18 protein-coding genes are annotated in these 19191 nt (G+C 41.6%); 1 reads left to right on the forward strand and 17 read right to left on the reverse strand.

The window, feature by feature from the left end; all coding sequences use genetic code 11:
• Window positions 1–44: 44 nt before the first annotated feature.
• The 14 genes from mnmC to CCS77_RS07525 form a co-directional block, all read right to left on the reverse strand.
• On the reverse strand, window positions 45–1910 hold the full coding sequence (gene mnmC, locus CCS77_RS07460) for a bifunctional tRNA (5-methylaminomethyl-2-thiouridine)(34)-methyltransferase MnmD/FAD-dependent 5-carboxymethylaminomethyl-2-thiouridine(34) oxidoreductase MnmC (protein WP_107917024.1): 1866 nt from the start codon (window positions 1908–1910) through the stop codon (window positions 45–47).
• On the reverse strand, window positions 1907–3346 hold the full coding sequence (locus CCS77_RS07465; protein WP_107917025.1) for an N-acetylmuramoyl-L-alanine amidase family protein: 1440 nt from the start codon (window positions 3344–3346) through the stop codon (window positions 1907–1909). Before CCS77_RS07465 ends, mnmC begins: the two co-directional genes overlap by 4 nt.
• Window positions 3343–4434: a nitronate monooxygenase gene (locus CCS77_RS07470; protein WP_004317256.1), complete on the reverse strand. Its 1092-nt coding sequence runs from the start codon at window positions 4432–4434 to the stop codon at window positions 3343–3345. Before CCS77_RS07470 ends, CCS77_RS07465 begins: the two co-directional genes overlap by 4 nt.
• A complete protein-coding gene (gene tyrS / locus CCS77_RS07475; protein WP_107917026.1) occupies window positions 4435–5643 on the reverse strand; it encodes a tyrosine--tRNA ligase in 1209 nt (402 codons plus the stop codon). It lies immediately after the preceding gene.
• Between the two features lie 9 nt (window positions 5644–5652).
• A complete protein-coding gene (locus CCS77_RS07480) occupies window positions 5653–7842 on the reverse strand; it encodes a RelA/SpoT family protein (protein ID WP_107917027.1) in 2190 nt (729 codons plus the stop codon).
• A complete protein-coding gene (locus CCS77_RS07485) occupies window positions 7829–8044 on the reverse strand; it encodes a DNA-directed RNA polymerase subunit omega (protein ID WP_004317259.1) in 216 nt (71 codons plus the stop codon). Before CCS77_RS07485 ends, CCS77_RS07480 begins: the two co-directional genes overlap by 14 nt.
• An 18-nt stretch (window positions 8045–8062) precedes the next feature.
• Window positions 8063–8779, reverse strand: coding sequence for a UMP kinase (pyrH, locus tag CCS77_RS07490; protein ID WP_009294284.1), 717 nt, complete (start codon window positions 8777–8779; stop codon window positions 8063–8065).
• Window positions 8780–8852: 73 nt separating this feature from the next.
• Window positions 8853–10070, reverse strand: a complete 1218-nt coding sequence (locus CCS77_RS07495) for a murein hydrolase activator EnvC family protein (RefSeq protein WP_103635471.1) — start codon at window positions 10068–10070, stop codon at window positions 8853–8855.
• The gene (locus CCS77_RS07500) at window positions 10067–10882 is read right to left on the reverse strand and encodes a cell division protein FtsX (RefSeq protein WP_103635472.1); all 816 of its coding nucleotides are present in this window, start codon (window positions 10880–10882) and stop codon (window positions 10067–10069) included. Before CCS77_RS07500 ends, CCS77_RS07495 begins: the two co-directional genes overlap by 4 nt.
• Window positions 10869–11540, reverse strand: coding sequence for a cell division ATP-binding protein FtsE (locus CCS77_RS07505; protein ID WP_004317228.1), 672 nt, complete (start codon window positions 11538–11540; stop codon window positions 10869–10871). Before CCS77_RS07505 ends, CCS77_RS07500 begins: the two co-directional genes overlap by 14 nt.
• Window positions 11524–12711: a tRNA (guanosine(46)-N7)-methyltransferase TrmB gene (gene trmB / locus CCS77_RS07510; RefSeq protein WP_107917028.1), complete on the reverse strand. Its 1188-nt coding sequence runs from the start codon at window positions 12709–12711 to the stop codon at window positions 11524–11526. The genes CCS77_RS07505 and trmB overlap by 17 nt, the downstream gene beginning before the upstream one ends.
• Entirely contained in the window at window positions 12711–13268 is a 558-nt protein-coding gene (locus CCS77_RS07515) for a hypothetical protein (RefSeq protein ID WP_236635259.1), read from the reverse strand. The genes trmB and CCS77_RS07515 overlap by 1 nt, the downstream gene beginning before the upstream one ends.
• The gene (locus CCS77_RS07520) at window positions 13243–13917 is read right to left on the reverse strand and encodes a fibronectin type III domain-containing protein (protein WP_180996224.1); all 675 of its coding nucleotides are present in this window, start codon (window positions 13915–13917) and stop codon (window positions 13243–13245) included. The genes CCS77_RS07515 and CCS77_RS07520 overlap by 26 nt, the downstream gene beginning before the upstream one ends.
• A complete protein-coding gene (locus tag CCS77_RS07525) occupies window positions 13850–14821 on the reverse strand; it encodes an RluA family pseudouridine synthase (RefSeq protein ID WP_103635474.1) in 972 nt (323 codons plus the stop codon). Before CCS77_RS07525 ends, CCS77_RS07520 begins: the two co-directional genes overlap by 68 nt.
• Window positions 14822–14872: 51 nt before the next feature.
• Here CCS77_RS07525 and CCS77_RS07530 point away from each other — a divergent pair, with 51 nt between their 5' ends.
• Window positions 14873–15979, forward strand: coding sequence for an FtsW/RodA/SpoVE family cell cycle protein (locus tag CCS77_RS07530; RefSeq protein WP_103599121.1), 1107 nt, complete (start codon window positions 14873–14875; stop codon window positions 15977–15979).
• Window positions 15980–16466: 487 nt separating this feature from the next.
• Here CCS77_RS07530 and thiE read toward each other — a convergent pair whose 3' ends face one another.
• Genes thiE through CCS77_RS07545 form a run of 3 tightly spaced genes read right to left on the reverse strand, consistent with a single transcriptional unit; the run spans window position 16467 to window position 19147 of the window.
• Window positions 16467–17081, reverse strand: coding sequence for a thiamine phosphate synthase (gene thiE / locus CCS77_RS07535; RefSeq protein WP_107917029.1), 615 nt, complete (start codon window positions 17079–17081; stop codon window positions 16467–16469).
• A complete protein-coding gene (gene thiD / locus CCS77_RS07540; RefSeq protein ID WP_430516329.1) occupies window positions 17074–17826 on the reverse strand; it encodes a bifunctional hydroxymethylpyrimidine kinase/phosphomethylpyrimidine kinase in 753 nt (250 codons plus the stop codon). Before thiD ends, thiE begins: the two co-directional genes overlap by 8 nt.
• Window positions 17819–19147, reverse strand: a complete 1329-nt coding sequence (locus CCS77_RS07545) for an aminotransferase class V-fold PLP-dependent enzyme (RefSeq protein ID WP_107917312.1) — start codon at window positions 19145–19147, stop codon at window positions 17819–17821. The genes thiD and CCS77_RS07545 overlap by 8 nt, the downstream gene beginning before the upstream one ends.
• Window positions 19148–19191 lie beyond the last annotated feature (44 nt).

Genomic DNA, 19191 nt, shown 5'->3' on the forward strand with positions numbered 1-19191 from the left:
TGCAAGTTTTGATAACAGTTCTTAACATATGTTAAGGAATTTGACTATTTTAGTCCTTTTTTCAGTTTTCTTATCAAAAATCTAGCAGGATGAAGCTCAAAAAATAGCGATCTTTCTATGCAAAGTGGGCGATCAAGTACAAGATCCATTATCAAATTTGCTCCAAGTATCGCTGTGCCAAGGCCACGCGAGCCGTGAGCGAAATTTACAAAGACATTTTTTTCGTAGCTTGCTTTTGGATTGTTGTCCTTATTTTTACTCCAAAATAGCCCTTTGTAGTTTTGCTTGTAAAACTCCTCATCATGCAAAGCGCCGATTATCGGAAATCTATCTCCGCTATAACTTCTATATCCCACACGTGAGCCGATGATGGTGGCTTTTGTGGTGTCAAAAAACTCGCTCACGTCGCTTAAATTTTTAGCATTATCCTCGTCTTTAGGCGTGTCGCAAATTTCATTTCTAGCGTAGGTTGCGCCGATGACTTGCACCCCTTTTACAGCTGGGCAGATGTAGCCTTTTGCGCTTAGTGGTAGCTTATTTTTAAGTGCTGGTTTTAGGTGCGTGACTTGGCCGCGGACGCTGCTTATTTGCATGTCATAGTCTTTAAAAATTTCACTACTCTTGCTGCCTGTGCAAAAGACCAAGATATCAGCCTCCAAGCTTTTTTTATTTTTAAATTTAACGCTTATCTTGCCATTTTGCAGGTGCGTCCTACTCTCGTACTCGTGGTTAAATAAAATTTCAAAGTTACTTGATAGAAATTTACAAATTTCTCTTGGTCTAGCATAAGCCGCCTCTTTTATAAATATCCCAGGATATGGCTTTAAACTCTCATCAAATTTAAAAACATCCTCCGCGCTTTGATCCTGCCACGAGGCGTATCGCTTGACAAGCTCATCATCGAACGCATAGTCGATGCAGCCATTAAATTTGATGAGACTTTTTGGCAAATTTGCCTTGTAAAATCTCACTGCTTGCAAAAACGCATTTATGTGCATGCGGCCTAAATTTACCCCAGGCTTCGTAACTAGCGGCATCAAGGCACCGCAGTGGTTACCTGAGCCATTTGTCGCGACTTCACTCTTTGCCTCGGCGATCACCACTTTAAAGCCATTTTTAGCTAGCTCGCTAGCTGTTGCAAGCCCAGCCACTCCTGCTCCTATCACAAGCGCTGTTTTGCCTTTTACGCTGGCAACTGGCTCGCACCTAGCAAACCAAGCGTCCTTTAAATTTTCATCCTTTTTCTCTAGCACGGCGCTACTCATCTGGCGTTTTCTAGCGTAGCCCTCTTTTAGGCTCAGCAAAAAGCCAGCATTTTTTAGCCCAACTTTCACTATTTTTGCACACGAGTAGGTTCTAGCTATGGTGCCAACCCTGCTTAGCCTTGCGATCTGCTTAAAGACATCCTCGCTCCAGATCGAGCCATTTTTGCTTGGGGCAAAGCCGTCTAAAAACCAGATATCGGCGGCAAAATCAAGCTCAGGCAAAATTTGATCTGCCTCGCCGTAGCAAAGATCAAGGGTGATATTTGGTGCGAAATTTATGCGGTGTATGCCTGAGATTAGTGGTGGATAGAGCGAAACTAGCTTTTTAACATAAGCTTTAAAAATGCCTAAATTTTCATAAATTTTTAAAAGATCTTCTTTTTTTATAGGGCTTTTTTCGATGCTAACAAAGTGAAGCTTTTTGGAGCTATTTTTAAATTTCTTACAAAGCGTGAAGAAATTTAGCCCAGCACCAAAGCCAGTCTCAGCGACTATAAAGCTATCTTTGCTCTGCCAAATTTCATCAAGTGCGCTCGTAAAGACAAATTCGCTCTCAAGCCAAGGTTTTTCGGTGTTAAAGTAGATGTCGTCAAACTCTTCGTTAAATGGAATTTGCCCTTTAAAGCTTAAATTTGCATTTTTCATCTATTTTTTGCAAAATATCCATCTATGCCGTTTGCGATGCCGTTTGCAAGGGCTTTTTGATAGGCCTCGTTAAATAGTTTTTCGCCCTCGACTGGATGTGTGATGTAACCGATCTCGACAAGAACCGCTGGCATAAGAGCGCCCACGAGCACCCAAAATGGCGCCTCTCGCACGCTGCCGTCGCTGGCTGCATAGACCTTTCTAGCGCTTGCTAAAATGTCCTTTTGGATGTCGATACCAAGCTTGTTTGAGGCGATGATCTTCTCGCGGTTTAGCACGTTTAAAAACGTTTGCTGCGAAAAGTAGTTCATCTCTTCGATGTCTGATTTATTTTCAAGCGCGGCTGCGTTTTTACTGCGCTCGCTCCTTGCAGGCGACAAGAAAAATGTCTCGATACCGTGCATGCTCTTTGCTTTAGCAGCGTTTGGAGCGGCGTTTGCGTGAATGGAGACGAAAAGATCAGCCATCTTGTCATTTGCAAATTTTGTTCTTGACCTTAAATTTATAAAAACGTCAGTTGATCTGGTGAAATAGACCTTGTAGCCACGAGATTTTAGTATCTCGCCAAGCTTTTTGGCTACACCTAAAACGGCTGTTTTTTCTTTTAAACTGCCATTTACCGCACCAGGATCCGTGCCGCCATGCCCTGGGTCGATGACGATCGTTTTGTTGCGTGAAAACTTACCCGTCACAACTGGAGGCAAAGGCTCTTCTACTGGCTCGCTTTGTGCTGGCTCAGACTTTAAATTTGGCTCTGGCTCTTTTGGCTTGGCCTCTTCTTTTTTGTTTTTATGAAGCGGCGCTCTTACGTTTTCATTTGAGATGAAATTTTGAGCGCTGATTATTAGCAAATCCCCAGTCGCGTTTGCTTTTATCGTCTTTTGCACCTTGTCAGAAAAGATAATCCTAACGGTATTTTTATCGTACTGCGAGATGTGGATGTAGTCTGAGATGAAATTTTTATAAGTTAGTGGGTTGCCATTTAGCCTGCCATCAATATCCATGATGTTTTTGTAGGCGTTTTGCTGTTTGGCAAATGATGTTTTTAGCCTTGCGGTATCTAGCTTTGTGTTAAATTTAAGCACCAAGGTGTCATTTACCTTTGTAGCGCTTAGTAGCGTTAAAGCTGGCGAAGCTGCTGGCATGCTAGCACCTTTTACGCCATTTATCGAATTTAGATCTCTTATATATGCGCTTGAGTCAAAGCCAAGCGCCTTTGAGCTTGTTATTAGCCTTGATAACGCTTGTTTTTTCGTGTTTTTATCGTTTTTAATGATCGCATCGACATAGATATTTTTTATATCGTTGTGAAGCTTGATCTTTGCGCTTCTGTTTAGAGCCATAAAATTTCTATCAAATTTGGCAAAAGTCTCCGAATTTGTCGTCGCAAAAAGAAAACTAAATGCTAGAAAAAGAGATATTAAAACCCGTTTCATTCACCATGTACCAGCTTATGCATTAGCTCTTTTACGCTTATTAGCTCTTTTAGTTTGTAGCCATTTGCTCCTGTGAAAAATAGCCCGCTCTCTTTTTTGCCGCTATATGCGTCAAATAGCCTATCTGCGATGCAATACCCAACTTGCTTTGCCTCTTTGCCTCTTTGGCAAGGGCTCACGCAGTTGCTTATACACTGGATCTTTGGACCCATTCTTTTATCGACTAAATTTATCAAATTTGTTCTTATTCCGCGAGCTGGATAGCCAACTGGGCTCTTTATAAGCTCGATGTCTTTCTCTTCAGCCGCTAGCAAAACCTCTTTAAAGCCAATATCTGCGTCACACTCGTGAGTGCCGATGAAGCGTGTGCCCATCTGAACGCCATTTGCTCCAAGCGATATCGCCTTTTCTATGTCGTTTTTATCCCAAATTCCACCAGCTGCGATGAGAGGGAAGTCGCCCCACTCTTTGATCTCAGCTTTTACCTGTGGGATAAGGTTAAATAGCGAAAACTCAGGATCAAGGCACTGCTCGTATGTAAAGCCCTGATGGCCGCCACTTAGCGGTCCTTCAAGCACGACAGCATCTGGCAAGCGCTCATATCTTTGAAGCCAGCGCTTACAGATGATCTTTAGTGCTTTTGCGCTTGAGACGATCGGCACTAGTGCTATCTCTTTAAAATTTTGTGTAAATTCAGGTAAATTTGTAGGTAGCCCTGCACCTGAGACTATGATATTTATACCAGCCTCGCAGGCGTCTTTAACCACCCTTGCGTAGTCGTTTGCAGCATACATTATATTTACGCCAAGTGGCAAGTCACCACAAATTTTACGTGCATTTTCTATGACAGCTCGAAGCCCTCTTGTAGAGTAGAAATTTTCGCTTCCAAAAGGCTTTGCATTTAGCTCTTTATCTATAAATTTGCGGTTTTCATAGTAGCCTGTGCCAACTGAGCTAATTATGCCAAGACCGCCTTCTAAGCTCACATTGCCAGCTAGTTTGTCCCAGCTGATGCCAAGCCCCATACCGCCTTGAAATATCGGGTATTTTATCTCGTATTTACCTATTTTTAACGGCTTTAACTCCATTTATTCAACCTTTATCTTCGCAAATTTACGCTTACCAACCTGCAAGATATACTCGCCTGCTCCTAATTTTAACTGCTCATCACTAATTTTTTCTTGATTGACGCTAACTGCATTTGCTTTTATATCTCGCCTTGCTTGAGAGTTTGACTCACTTAGCCCACACTGAGATAAGGCTTCAACTATCCAAATCGGCGCTTTTAAGCTAAATTCTTTCATATCCGTTGGGAGCTGATTTTGAGAGTGCACGCTGTTAAATTCAGCCATAGCAGCCTTAGCAGCCTCCTCGCCGTGATACCTCGCTGTTATCTCGTATGCAAGATCCTCTTTTGCTTTTTTTGGATGGTACTTGCCGTTTTGAACATCACTCATCAAATTTTCTATCTCGCCAAGTGTTTTTGTGCTTAGTAGCTCGTACCAGCGCCACATTAGCTCGTCGCTTATGCTAAGCGTTTTTGCAAACATATCATTTGCATTTTCAGTTACGCCGATGTAGTTGCCAAGGCTTTTGCTCATCTTATTTACGCCATCAAGCCCCTCAAGAAGCGGCATCATGATGACGGCTTGCTCTTTGCCGACGTTATATGTTCGCTGCAATGTTCTACCCATTAGAAGGTTAAATTTCTGATCCGTACCGCCCATCTCGATGTCACACTTCATAGCAACGCTGTCATAGCCTTGAAGCAGTGGGTACATAAATTCGCAGATTGATATAGGGCTGCCCGCTTTTATCCTCTTTTCAAAATCGTCACGCTCTAACATTCTAGCTACTGAAAATGTGCTAGTTAGCTCAATTATGCCAGCAGCGCCAAGCTCATTTGACCATTTTGAGTTAAACATTATCACAGTTTTTTTAGGATCTAAAATTTTAAAAACTTGCTCTTCGTAAGTTTTGGCATTTTTTAAAACGGTCTCTTGATCTAGCTTTTTTCTAGTGGCTGACTTGCCTGTTGGATCGCCTATTTGAGCGGTAAAATCGCCTATCAAAAACTGCACTATCGCGCCATGTTTTTGAAGCAAAGCCATCTTGTTTAAAACGACTGTGTGACCTAGGTGAAGGTCTGGAGCTGTTGGGTCAAAGCCTGCTTTTACGTAGAAATTTTCACCTTTTTCATAATAATTTTTAACTAAATTTTCAACTCTCTCAGCATCGATCATCTCGGCAACGCCGCGGTTTATCTCTTGTAAAATATCGTCTATATCTTGAACCATTTTTCTCTCCTAATTATGATATGGGTCGCTTTGCGAAACAAAATCAATAATCTTATATCTATCTTTGATCTTCTCTTTGATCTCGTTTGCATCGATGTTTTCTGCTATTTCGACGCTTATTTCAAACGTATCTCCGCTAAGATCATTTGCTTCGTTTAGCGAGATTGTAGCTAAATTTATATCAAGTCTAGCAAGATATGTTAAAAATTCAGCCAACGCACCTTTTCTGTTTTCTAAATTTAATAAAATTTTATACCTATGCGGGGCATTCCTCGTCCATTTGACAAAGATGATCTCATCGCCTTTATCCATTAGCTTGCCAGCGCGCTCGCAAAGCTTGTGATGCACTGTCACGGTGTGGCCATTTTTAAAGCCAACTATACTATCGCCCCTTTTTGGATTACAACAATAATCAAACTCGACATTTGAAATTTTGTGATTTGAGTAGATCACTATGTTTTCAAATTTCTGCTTTTTGATCTGGTATTTGTCGCCCAAAGAGATCATAAATGGACGCTCTTTTCTGATGTATTTTTTAAGCATATTTGCCACTTCTTGCAGATACTCGCTATCAGTTGCCGCACGAAAGACCTTTTTGCCTAAATTTTCGCTCTCTATCCACTCTAAAATTCTATCTTTTGAGACGTTAAATACTGATTTTAAGATATCTATCGCCATTTTGTAGTTTATATCTCTTATCTTTTGCTTGCAAAATGACCTTATCGTCGCCTTTGCCTTGCCTGTTCGCACGCTATTTATCCACGAACAGCGAAATTTAGCCTCTTCGCCAGTTACTATCCTAACGATGTCGCCATTTTTTAGCTCCGTTAGAAGCGGCATCCTAACGCGGTTTATATAAGCTTCTTTTGCGTAAAGTCCGATCTCTGAGTGAATCTCATAAGCATAATCAAGCGCCGTAGCACCTCGTGGCAATGTAAAGACCTCTCCCTTTGGAGAATAAACTGCGATATCTTCGATATAAAGGCTATCTTTTGCGTATTCATATAGCTCTTCGACGTTACTATCATTCTCGCTATTTTGCATGCTGATGTCATTTAGCCAGTCAAGCTTTGGATTTAAGAGGCTGCCCTCGCCATTTTTATATTTCCAGTGAGCGGCGACACCGTATTCAGCGGTTTTATGCATATCATAAGTGCGAACTTGCGCCTCAAATATACTTTTGTTATCAAAAATGGTTGTGTGTATCGTTTGATAGCCATTTTGCTTTGGAAGCGCGATATAGTCTTTAAATCTAGAAATTAATGGGTTAAAATTTATATGTAAATTTCCAAGTGCAAGGTAGCAATCAAGCGGCTTTTGCACGATGATCCTAATGGCAAGCAAGTCAAGCACCTCTTCGATAGAAATGCCCTTTCTTTGCATCTTTAGATAGATCGAGTAGTAGTGTTTTATACGTTTTTGTATCTCAAAAGTGCCCTCGATAAAGCCATTTTCAAGCAAAATTTGACTTACCTTTTCGTGAAAAGCATTTAGCTTTAAGCTAAGCTGCTGCTTATTTTTGTTTAGGTAGCTATCGATCTTTGCGTATTCTTCTGGCATCGCGTATTTAAAGCTTAGATCTTCAAGCATGTTTTTGATCGATGAAATTCCCAGCCTATGAGCAATCGGAGCATAGACCATAAGCGTCTCTTCGGCTATGCGTTTTTGCTTTTCAGGCCTTAGCGCTTCAAGAGTTAGCATGTTGTGAAGTCTGTCGCAAAGCTTTACGACAAGGACTCTCACGTCTTCAATTGAGATTAAGAGCATCTTTCTAAAAGTTAGCGCCGAGCTTGCCAGTTTTTCGTTGCTATCTGAGCTTGCGAGCTTATTTTCTCTAATGGCAACTATCTTTGTAAGCCCCTCAACCAGCTTTGCAACCTCATCGCCAAATTCAGCCTGAAGCTCCCCTAGCGTTACGTCGGTATCTTCGACCACGTCATGAAGAAGTGCAGCTATGACCATGCTCTCATCGCCGCCCATATTTGCTACGATAGAGGCTACTAAGATGGGGTGGATGGCGTATGGTTCGCCACTTTTGCGGTATTGTCCAGCGTGAGATGTGACGCAGCTATCTACGGCTTTATCTAAAATTTCACTTTTCTCACAAAGAGAAAAGAGCAGTTTTATCGCTTCTGAAACGTTTTTGCAAGCTAAAATTTGCTCTATCAACTGCTCTAAAAAAAGACTATTTTCCTTCAACTATTGCCTCTAAGCCTATTTTGCCCTCAGCCACTTCAAGTAGTGCTATGTCGGCAAATTTCATCTTTGAAGTATCAGCATCAACTAAAGCTATGGCGCCATTTGCTAGCGCTTCTGCGCGCTTTGCAACGATAAGTGAAAGCTTATATCTGTCATCTCCTACTTGTTTTAGCGCTCTTGCTGTGATTTGTTCTGTTCTCATTTTTATCCTTTTTGAAATTTATTTTACAACTGAGTATAGGGCTGCTTCTTCTTCATTTATTATTTTTAATAAATTTCCAGCCTTAAACATATTACAAACTAAGATCGGCAGTGCGTTATCTTTTGCTAAAGCTATGGCAGTATCGTCCATAACCTTGATATCATCGCTCATCGCCTTTTCATAGTTTAGTGATTTTAGAAGTTTTGCATCTTTGAATTTTTTAGGATCTTTGTCATAAACGCCATCAACTTTTGTCGCTTTTATGATCATATCTGAGCCGATCTCGATAGCTCTTAACGTAGCTGCTGTATCTGTTGTGAAAAATGGATTGCCAGTGCCCGCAGCAAAGATAACAACTCTGCCCTTTTCTAAATGGCGCTGCGCACGTCCTACGATGAAAGTCTCACAGATCGCTTCCATCTTGATCGCGCTTTGCACTCTTACTTCAAGCCCACTTCTCTCTAAAGCTTCACGCATCGCGATCGAGTTGATGACAGTTGCTAGCATGCCCATGTGATCGCCACTTGTTCGCTTGATGATACCATCTTTTGCAGCGCTCACACCGCGCACTATGTTGCCACCGCCTATTACGATGCCAACTTCGATATCATTTTCAATAAGCTCTTTTATCTCGCTTGCTATAAATTTAAGCACAGCTGTATCTATACCAAAACCATTTTCTCCAGCCAAGGCCTCGCCTGAAAATTTGACCAATACGCGTTTTCTCTTACTCATTGTCATGCTCCTTGAAATTCACGCATTTTAGCCAAAAAGGCTTTAAATTTAGCTAATAACGCTTACAAAGTGACTATTTTGAGATCATTTCAAGCGGGTCGATATGGTAGTTTCTTTGCGTTACTTCAAAGGTTAGATCGTTTCTAACTCGGCCTATGACGTAGCCTTTTTGCACGACTGAGCCGACCTTTACAGTTGGCGCGATCTGGCTTAGGTGGGCGTAGATCGTGTGGATGCCGTTTTCATTTTCGATGATGACGACATTTTCAAGCATTGGAGTTGCTTTTGCAAAGACGACCTTGCCATTTAAAACGCTTTTAACCTTCGCATCTGGCGTGCTTGAGCGAAGTATGACTGACTCGTTAAAAATTTTGATGTTATATATCGGATCTACGTAATTGCCAAATTTTTGCTTCACAGAGTAGCTATCAAGCGGAGCGATCGTCCTTGCGCCTGAATATCTCTTAACAGAGCTTGTCTGATAGCCTCCGCCCATTGGCTGGCTCTTTGACCCTTTTTTGTCACCTTTGCTAGCTGCTCTTTCTTGCTTTTCTCTGGCTGCACGTGCGGCTTCATCCTCTTGCTTTTGCATGATAGCAAGCTGTTCTAGTGTCTTTCGTAGCTCGTCTTGTTGTGCTTGAAGCTTGGCTAACTTTTTGCTGTAAATTTCTTTATCACGCTTTAGTCCGCTTATTGTATTTTTCTGCGTGCTCTCTAGGCTTTGTAGATCATTTTGCTTGCGTCTATAGTTTTTTATGCTTGAGTTTATCTCATTTATCTTGCTTGATTTGTTTTTTATCTTTTCTATCGTATCTTCGTAGTTTTGGCTAAGCCTTTTAAAGTCCTCTTTAGCTATGGCGTTTAGCTTGGTTAAAATTTGCGATGAGATGATGCTCTCTTCGCTTTGTTTGCCCTCGCTTGCAGACATCATAAGATCAAATGATAAATCTTCTGCGATGATCCTTATCATATTTTGCTCTAGCTCTTTTTGGGTGCGCTCTAGCTCTTTGTTTTGCTTTGTTAGATCATCAAGCTCAAGAAGAGCTTTTGAAGCATTTGTCTCAAGAACTGAAATTTGACCCTTTAAATTTGTGATATCACCGCTTATACCGCGCAGTTTTTTCTCGCCAGTTACGATATCACCAGCCAAGTCATCAAGCTTTTTACTAAGCTGCTCACTCATCGCTTGGCTCGATCTTAGCGAGTTTTTGGAGTCTTTTATCTTCTCTTTAGTATTTGATGCAAAAGCTAGGCTAAATGCTAGCAAAAGTGTAAAAATTCCTTTTTTCATATCGTGCTTTTTCTAGCCTTACTCATCACTAAACTAACAGCAAAAATGCTTAAAACCACAGCCACGCCAAATAGTATAAAAATATCTCTTGAAAGATCAAGGCTAGGCAAGACTACATCGATACTTGCGGCATTTTCTCTAAATATTTCAAAATTTGGCAAGAAAAAGAAAAACGCGCCAACAACAATGGTCGCAACTATGCTATCAACCATGGCTGATTTATAGAGCATGGCTGATTTTAACCAAAATGGCGCGCCAAAAAGCGTCATGATCTCGATGCGCTCTCTATGCTCAAATAGCCAAATTTTAGTCTGTTTAAGCATAAGCATAAGCCCAACAACACAAAGTATCGCCATAAATGCATAAGATATGCTTTTAGCTAAATTTAGCATCTTAAAGACCTTATCATGGGTCTTTGAAAATGTCTCGACCTTGCTTATACCATCAAATTTCAAAAGCTTTTGCTTTATCTCCTCCATATATTCTGGTGATGGAAATTCGCTTAATCTTAGCGAGTAAAATTTAGGCAAGGCATTTTGAAGGATGGATAAATTTTTAGCCGAGATATCGTTTGATAGGCGGTCTATGATCTTTTGTGGGCTTAGTGGCTCGACGCTAGCTAGCGTGCTAATCACTGGCTTTAGCGCAGGTTCGCTTAGCTCTTTGTTTGAAACCACCACGATGTTGTAGTCATTTCCCATAAGCCTCTCATACTCTCTTACGATCTTGTCTGCTGTGAGGCTAAACTGCACTGAAAATAAAAGCGCGATTAACGGCAGGATAAATCCAAGGTGGTTTTTAAGCGATCTCATGCACGCCTCCATTTTCTATGACGAAGTGGCGGTATGGGATGCGAAGCGTTGAGGGGATGTGATGCGTCACCACAACCACGCTTGTGCCTAGAAATTCTCTGGCTGATTTTAGAAGCGACCAGATGACGTCGCTTGAGTATTCGTCTAAATTTCCTGTTGGCTCGTCGCATAAGAGCAAATTTGGATTGTGCGCGAGTGCTCTTGCCATGGCAACTCTTTGCTGCTCGCCACCACTTAGCTCGCGAGGGTATTTATCGGCTTTGTGAAGCATATTTACATGTTTTAAAAGTTTAGCCACCTGCTTTTTGCTCACATTTTGATTGACGCCTTTGATGATGAGTGGCAGCATGACGTTTTTTTCGACATTCCACTCATTTATCAAGCGATAGTTTTGAAATATAATGCCAACTCGCTGCCTAAGCTCGCAAAGTCTTTTGTCATCGATATCGTCCATTTGCGTCATGCAGACATTTAGCTCGCCAGCTAGGGGCGAAATTTCTCCGTAAAATGACTTTAAAAGCGTGCTCTTTCCGCTTCCACTCTTGCCTGTGATAAAGACAAAGTCATTTGCGTAGATGTCTAAATTTACGCTATTGATCACAACCTCGTTGCGCTCGTAAGCTAGGCTTAAATTTCTTGCGCTAATTATCTCTTGCATCAGCCAAATACTCCTTCAAAAGCTCGTGTGCTGCTAAATTTTCACGTATTAAGATCGGTTTTTTTATAAAATATTCGCTTTTTTCATCGCTTATTTTGATGAAACATTGCTCTGGTTTATTAAACGCTCCAAAGGCGACTTTTAGCAAAATTTCACCCTCATTTATGGTGTAAATTTCTTCAAAATGTAAAAAGTGATCCTCTCTTTTTATGATGAAATTTTTGAAATTTTTAATAATATTTTTTACACTTGTCTTTTCTTTAAAGCTAAAATCCCCAGCCAAAACGCTCTCATCGCTTTTTGCCTCACAAGTATAAATAACGTCGTAAATGTCCTTATCTTGGCGTCTCCAGCGATCTTCATACTTGCTAGTTACTTCTAAATTTCTATTTTTAAAAGCTTCTATCTTTGAGTTTGTGGGCTCTAAAAATTTACTCAAACTAAAGTCGCAATACTCCTTGCTATCAGTCCTTAACTCAAATTTACTACCAACTTTTAGTATCCTCTCACACTCAAGCGCAAACGCCGATGAGACCACGCGTCTATGCTCGGCCTTGTCCCACGGCACTGGGAAATGTAAAAATACTCTATCAACTAAATTTGATCCAATTAGCGAGAGTAAGAGCCTTGCGTCTGTGTTTATCAGACGCACGTTTTCTAGGGCATTTGCCCTAGCTAGCTTTGCTACTTGCTCGATGCTTGGTTTATAGACCTCTATGCCGATAACTAGGGCATTTGGGTTGTTTTTAGCCTGATAGAGCAAGTGCCTGCCAGAGCCAAAGCCGATCTCGATAAAAATCTCTTTAAATTTATCTTTTAGCTCGCAAAAAGCTGACACAAACTCTTCAAGGCTTAAAATTTCACTCACTTTTTTGGTCAAATTTGTCTTTTTTACGGCAAATGCTTGACTGATGATGCCATTGCAACTTTGCTCTTTAAAAAGCTCAAGTGCCTCTTGTAAAAGTCCAACTTTAGCAGGCTTTGTAAGCTTTTCTCCCTTTACGACGACGCCAGTTTTGCCTGGCTTTACGACTAGAAAAAAGCCTTCATCTTCATTTTTTGTGTAGATGAGCCTCTCGTTTCGGCCATTTGCCTGCCAAAGAAATTTGATCTTGTCGTTACCAAATGGAAACGAGAGCTCTTTTAAGGACGAAGCGATGAAATTTGGCATTATTTTATGCTAACTTCTGCTTTTGATGACTTATCAGAGGCGATGCCGTATTCATCGACTGCTACGACGCTATAAGAGTAGCTAGCACCCGCTTGGACGCTGTCATCTCTAAGCCCAGTATCACTTATACCGCTAAAGACTTTCTCGCTAGCACCGCTTCTATAAACTGTATATGAGCTAGCTCTATCAACTGCACTCCAGCTTACATTTACACCGCTGCCATCATAGCTAGCGCTTATGCTTGGAGTTTTTGGCGCACCAAGCGTGCTACCAACGATCGGCTCTTCTTGCTTCAAACTCTCAAGACCGTCTTTATCGACTGCTGTGACTCTATAATACCTTGTCGCTGCGTTTGTATTTATGAGGTCCTCATAGGTGTTGCTAGTCGTTTTTGCTAGATATGTGTAAGGTAAAATTTTACTTGTCGTTCTATAAACCTTAAAATAAGCAAAATCCTCAGCTGGCGCATAATCCCACGTTAAGATGATCTTTTTTGGTGCATTTTTTGTCGCTTGGACGTTTGTTACTGATTTAGGGTAACTCCTTTGTTGTGGCACTTATATTTTGGCTTGGTTTTGAGATGACGCCAGAAGAAGTTTTTACTAATATCCTATACTCATAAGACCTGCCAGGTTTTACCTCGGTGTCGATATACTCGGCATTTAGTCTGCCATTTACCTCTGCGATTTGGCTAAATTTATTAGCTCCTGCATCGCTTCTTTGGATGATGTAGCTTGCTACTGTGCTATCAGGATGTGGTCTCCAGATCACTTTTACACGGCCTGGAAGCCCAGTGATAGCTTGCGCAAATGGCACAGAGTCAAGTAGTGGCTTAGTTGTCGCGGTTGCGATCGCACCTGGTTGAGAGATAGCGTTGCTTGAGTAGGTTCTCATCTGATATGAGTAAGTCGTCTCTGGAGCTAGGTCGCGATCCACATAGTGCGTAGCAAAGCGGTCTTTTATGTTTGCAACTAGTTGCATTTTTGAGTTTGCATCGTTTGGATTTGAGCGGTAAAGGTAGTAGCCAACGACGCTCTCATCGGTCACTGGGTTCCACTCGAAGCCAACTTCTGTCATATCTGAAATAGTTCTTAAGCTTGTAATCGTTGGTAGTGACGTGCTTTGCTGAGTCGGTACGCTAGAGCCGCATCCCGCTAAGAAAGCTACTAAAAATGGTGTCAATATGCGTAGGGCAAATTTTTTCATCAAAAATCTCCTTGGGAATTTTTTTGTAAATTATTTGGTTAAAGTCATCATACGTTTTTGCGGTAAATTCTACCCTTTTGCCAGTTCGCGGATGGATAAAATAGAGCATATAAGCGTGAAGCATAACCCTGCTTATTTTATCGCCTTGGCTCTTAAATCCGTATAAATCATCGCCTAAAATGTGGCGATTTATGCTAGCAAGATGCACTCTTATCTGGTGCGTCCTACCTGTAAAAAGCTTTGCCGCTATCAAATTTACTCCGCCTTCGCTTAGCAAATTTACAAAGGCACTTTTTGCAAATTTAGCATCCGCGACGATCGCTTTTTTTAGGCGATTGTTTGGATTTCTGCCGATTGGCTTGTCGATGATGACGTCCTCTTTTAGCGGTAGGTCAGTGAGCGCTAGATAAATCCGTCCCATGCTCTTATCGCTTAGCTGCTCGCTTAGTTTTGCGTGAGTAAAGTTGTTTTTAGCAACGACGATAGCGCCGCTAGTACCTTTATCTAGGCGGTGGACTATGCCAGCTCTTACGTCGCCGTTTAAATTTGAGAGCATAAAGCCTTTTTTATTTAGCCACTCAACAAGTGTCGCCTCTTTGACGCTTGGGGCTTGGTGAACGACGATTTGTGGGGGCTTGTTTAGCACTATGAGATCATCGTCTTCGTAGATGATCGGGATGTCAAAATTTACTTCGTATTCGTTTTGCACCTCTTTTTTTGGGGCAAAATTTATGCAAACTTCATCGTTTTCGCTCAGTAAAAAGCTTGGTTTTGAGACTGGTTTTAAATTTACGCTTACAAGGGAGTCTTTTATCAAATTTAAAGCTTGATTACGTGAAATTTGAAGCTCCTGCGCCACTGCAACGTCGAGTCTTGAGCTATTTAAAACATTAAATTTAACCAAAATCAAAGCCTTGTTTGTGATATAATCTAGCCAAAAAACAAGGTTTGCTTCTTGATAAAACTAGATCGGCGTATTTTAACACATTTTGATTTTATTCAGCCGTTTTTGATCATACCAATCATAGCCATCTCATACATCCTAGTCTCCGAAGCAAACGACATTTTGGCAAACAAACAGCTTGTGTATTTTGGCATCGGATTTGTCTCATTTTGCATCGCATTTTTGCTGCCTATTAGACGCATCGACTGGATCATCCCGATGTTTTACTGGGTCTGCATCGTGCTACTTTTAAGCGTAGATCTCTTTGGAGTTAGCAAGCTTGGAGCTAGGCGCTGGCTGGAGATCCCTTTCGTTCACTTCACGCTTCAGCCCTCAGAGCTCATGAAGCCAGCCTTTTTGCTGATGCTAGCCTATCTAGTTAAGCAGCGCCCGCCAGAGGCCGATGGATACGGGCTAAAAGACTTTTTAAGGCTTAGTTTTTACATACTTTTGCCTTTTGCGCTCATCATGAAAGAGCCTGATCTTGGCACCGCACTCATACTTTTGATAGTTGGCTACACTATCCTTTTTGTCATCGGCGTAAATAAGAAAATTTGGATCTGCATCATCCTTGCCATAGGATTTTCGGCGCCAGTTTTGTATGAAAATTTACATGATTATCAAAAAAAGAGGATCCACGACTTCATCGCCGAAGAGCCAAGCTATCACGTCAAGCAAAGCATCATCGCCATAGGTAGTGGCGGGCTAAAGGGCAAGCCAAAGGACGAGGCGACGCAGACACACTTTAAATTTTTGCCAATCGCCACAAGTGACTTCATCTTTGCCTACAATATCGAGCGTTTTGGCTTTTACGGGGCGCTGCTTTTACTGGGGCTTTATGGAGCGCTTATAACGCACTTACTTAGCCTAAATTATGGGCTTAAGAATGATTATTTCACGCAGGTGACCGCCACTGGTATAGCCGCGCTCATCTTTGTCTATGTGGGGGTAAATGTCTCGATGACGATCGGTTTTGCGCCGGTTGTGGGCGTGCCGCTGCCGTTTTTTAGCTACGGCGGAAGCAGCTTCGTCACCTTCATGGTACTTTTTGGGATACTGCAAAATCTGCTAACGTTTAGGTTTGATCAGACCTACCGCTCGGTGAAATTTAAATTTTAAAATTTATGAGCGAGCATATCACGGCTCTAAATTTAGCGCTAAACGAAGTGCAGCCTAAATTTAGTAGTCTGCTAAGGCGAGTGAGTAAGATTTTAAAATTTATAAATTTATTTTGTCAAATCAGACAAGCGTCAGGCAAATTTTAAAATTTCATGAACGAGTAATTTCGGCTCTAAAATTTGAGCTAAACTGCAAGCAAAGTCAAATTTTAATAGTCAATTCTTAGGTGTGAATGAAAGTTTTAAAATTTGTAAAAATAGCTTCATTAAATTTGTAAATTCTTTTTATTCAAAAGGGTGACAAGGGAGACTTGAATTTTGCTTCGCGGGCTCGCAACTGAGTGGCAGACACGAAGCCGTCCCTTTATCCCCCTTTTAAATCCACCTATCCTCTCGCACGTTCAAGGGGCATGCAAATGTGCTAGCGCACTGCATGCGGTTTAATGTTTATCATAGTTCAAAACAAATTTTGCAAAATCAGCTTAGGTTTAGAAATTTAACTCAATTATCTTTTGTAAATTTTTGATGTTTTCTTTGATGTCGCCATCTTTGTAGATTGCTGAGATGACGGCGATGAGATCGGGTTTTACGTAGGAAAGTGAGCCGATATTTGTCTCATTTATGCCACCTATCACGCAAACAGGTAGGTTTAAAATTTGCTTTGCCTCTTTAACCACATTGGGCCCACATTTTGGGGCATTTGGCTTTGTGGGGCTTGTAAAAACAGAGCCAAAAGCAACGTAGCCAGCACCGTTTTTAGCGGCATTTATGGCTAAATTTATATCGTTATAGCAGCTAACGCCCACGTATGCGTCTTTGCCTAAAATCTCAAACGCCTCTTTTATGCCCTCATCGTCTTTGCCTAGATGAACGGCCTTTGCGCCTATCTTTTTAGCAAATTTGACATCGTCATTTACGATAAATTTCGCGCCAAATTTCTCGCATAAATTTAAAATTTCACTTGCGAGCTTCTCGTTTTTGACCGCTTTTTTTGACCTAAACTGAAAAAATTTAACCCCACACTCTAAAATTTCTCTAGTGTAGTCCAAAGCCAAATTTTCAGGCATTAGCACGTCGTCACTGATAGCGTAAATTTCAGCCATTAAGCCCCGATTTATGATCTATAAGCCGTGCGCCAAATTTACTTTTATGAGCATTTTTTATCCCATTTGCCACAAATCTTTTAGCCATTTTTATGGCGCTTACTAGATCACTTTGCTGCGCTAAAATAGCCGCTAGCGAGCTTGAGAAGCTACAACCAGCCCCGTGCATCACCTTTGGCTCAAAAAGCTCCTCGCTAAATTTCATCGCGCCCCCATTTTTTAGATAGAACGTATCCTCGCAAATTTCATCGACCTTCGTTCGCTTTAGCACCATATCGCAAGGCAAATTTGTAAAATTAATGCCCAAAATCCTAGCCTCATCTACATTTGGCGTGGCGACGCTTGCGAGCTTTAGTAACTCTTTTAGCGCTTCGATCGCCCCATCTTCTAGCAGTTTTGCTCCTGATTTTGCCACACAAACTGGGTCTATCACAACTGGCACATTTTTAGCTCTTAACTCCTTTAAAAACGCGCTTACAACGGCTATTATCTCCTCGTTAAAGAGCATGCCAACCTTCACAGCATCTATATCAAGCTCGGATAACACCATCTCAAACTGCGCTTTCACCATACTTGCTGACATCGCAAGCACGCTGCTAACGCCATTTGTGTTTTGCGCGGTCACGGCTGTGATGACGCTTGCGCTAAAGCAGCCAAATGCCTCGCAACTTTTTATGTCCGCCTGAACGCCTGCACCGCCGACGCTGTCACTTCCAGCAACTATCAAAACATTTTTTTTATTCACCCACACACCCACTTATCTCTTTTACGTCAAAAGGGTCTTTGACCTGCCATGAAAGTGCGTATTTCTCGATACTTTTCTTGATCGCACTCACCAAATAATCAATATCCTCAAAGGTATGCGTATAGTGAAGGCTAACCCTCACCCAGCCTGGCTTATGGGTGAAATTTGGATCCTCTTTTAGCCCCAAAAGATCGTGTCCGTATGAGCCTGCGCACGAACAGCCAGCACGTGTTTGTATGCCATACTCTTTGCTTAAAATTTTTGAAAGCTCGTATGGAGCTACGTTTTTTACATTAAATGAAAATATCGCAAGGCGCTTTAAATTTGCCGGGCAGTAGCTAACTAGCTCTGGGATCTCCCTTAGCCTTTGGCAAAAGTATTCGCTAAGCTCGCTCTCGTTTTCGTAGATAGTCGCAAGCCCTATCTCTTCTCTTAGTTTATAAGCTAAATTTGCCCTTATAAGCCCCAAAATAGGCGGTGTACCAGCCTCTTCAAGTGCCTCTTGATCCTTTAAAAATATATGGTAGTTTTTGCTCACATAGCTTACCGTGCCACCACCTGCAAAGCTTGGTACATCGTCATTTGCTAGCACTTTTTTGATTGCCAGTAGCCCACAGCTACCAACTCCGCCAAGAAGCTTATGCGGCGAGATAAAGAGCGCGTCAAAGTAGTCGCAGTCTAAATTTGCATAGGCGCTAAGGCTTGCCACGTCAAATGCCACGATGCCGCCAAATTTCTTAACAAGCGTGTAAATTTGCTTGTAGTCGCTTATGACGCCTGTGACGTTTGAGGCTGCGCTAAAGCTAGCGATGATCTCGCGCCCTGCATTTATCTTTAAAATTTGCTCCAAGTGAGATAGGTCGATGCTGCCGTCTTTTGCAAGTCTGATGCGCTCAACCTCGCAAAGCGCCTCTTTAAAGCTGATCTCATTTGAGTGGTGCTCGTATGGGCCAAGGATGACTAGCGGCGAGCTATCATCAATCTTTAGGTTATACCTTTTTTTGGTAGCTGGAGGCACGTAAAGCCCCAAAAGCTCTTGAAATTTCTTGATCGCACCAGTGGCGCCGTATCCTGTGGCTATAAGATAAAAGCTATCATCAAGCCCTAAAAATCGCTTTAGTTCGCTCCTAGCGCTATCATACAAAAGCTGCATTTTATAGGCATTTGAGGATGTTAGCGAGTGGGTGTTGGCGTAGGTTTTTAAGATATCAGCGACCTCGTTCTCGATAGGCTTATACGCAAGCCCAGAGGCAGTGTAGTCGAAGTAATGTATCCCTTTTTTTAAAATAATATCTCTTCTAATGTGCTCTAAATTTACCAACTTTAGCCTTTTAGTTTTTGCGTGATTATAATTAAAATTTTCTA

This window comes from Campylobacter concisus (genome assembly GCF_003048375.1).
GTDB lineage: Bacteria > Campylobacterota > Campylobacteria > Campylobacterales > Campylobacteraceae > Campylobacter_A > Campylobacter_A concisus_T.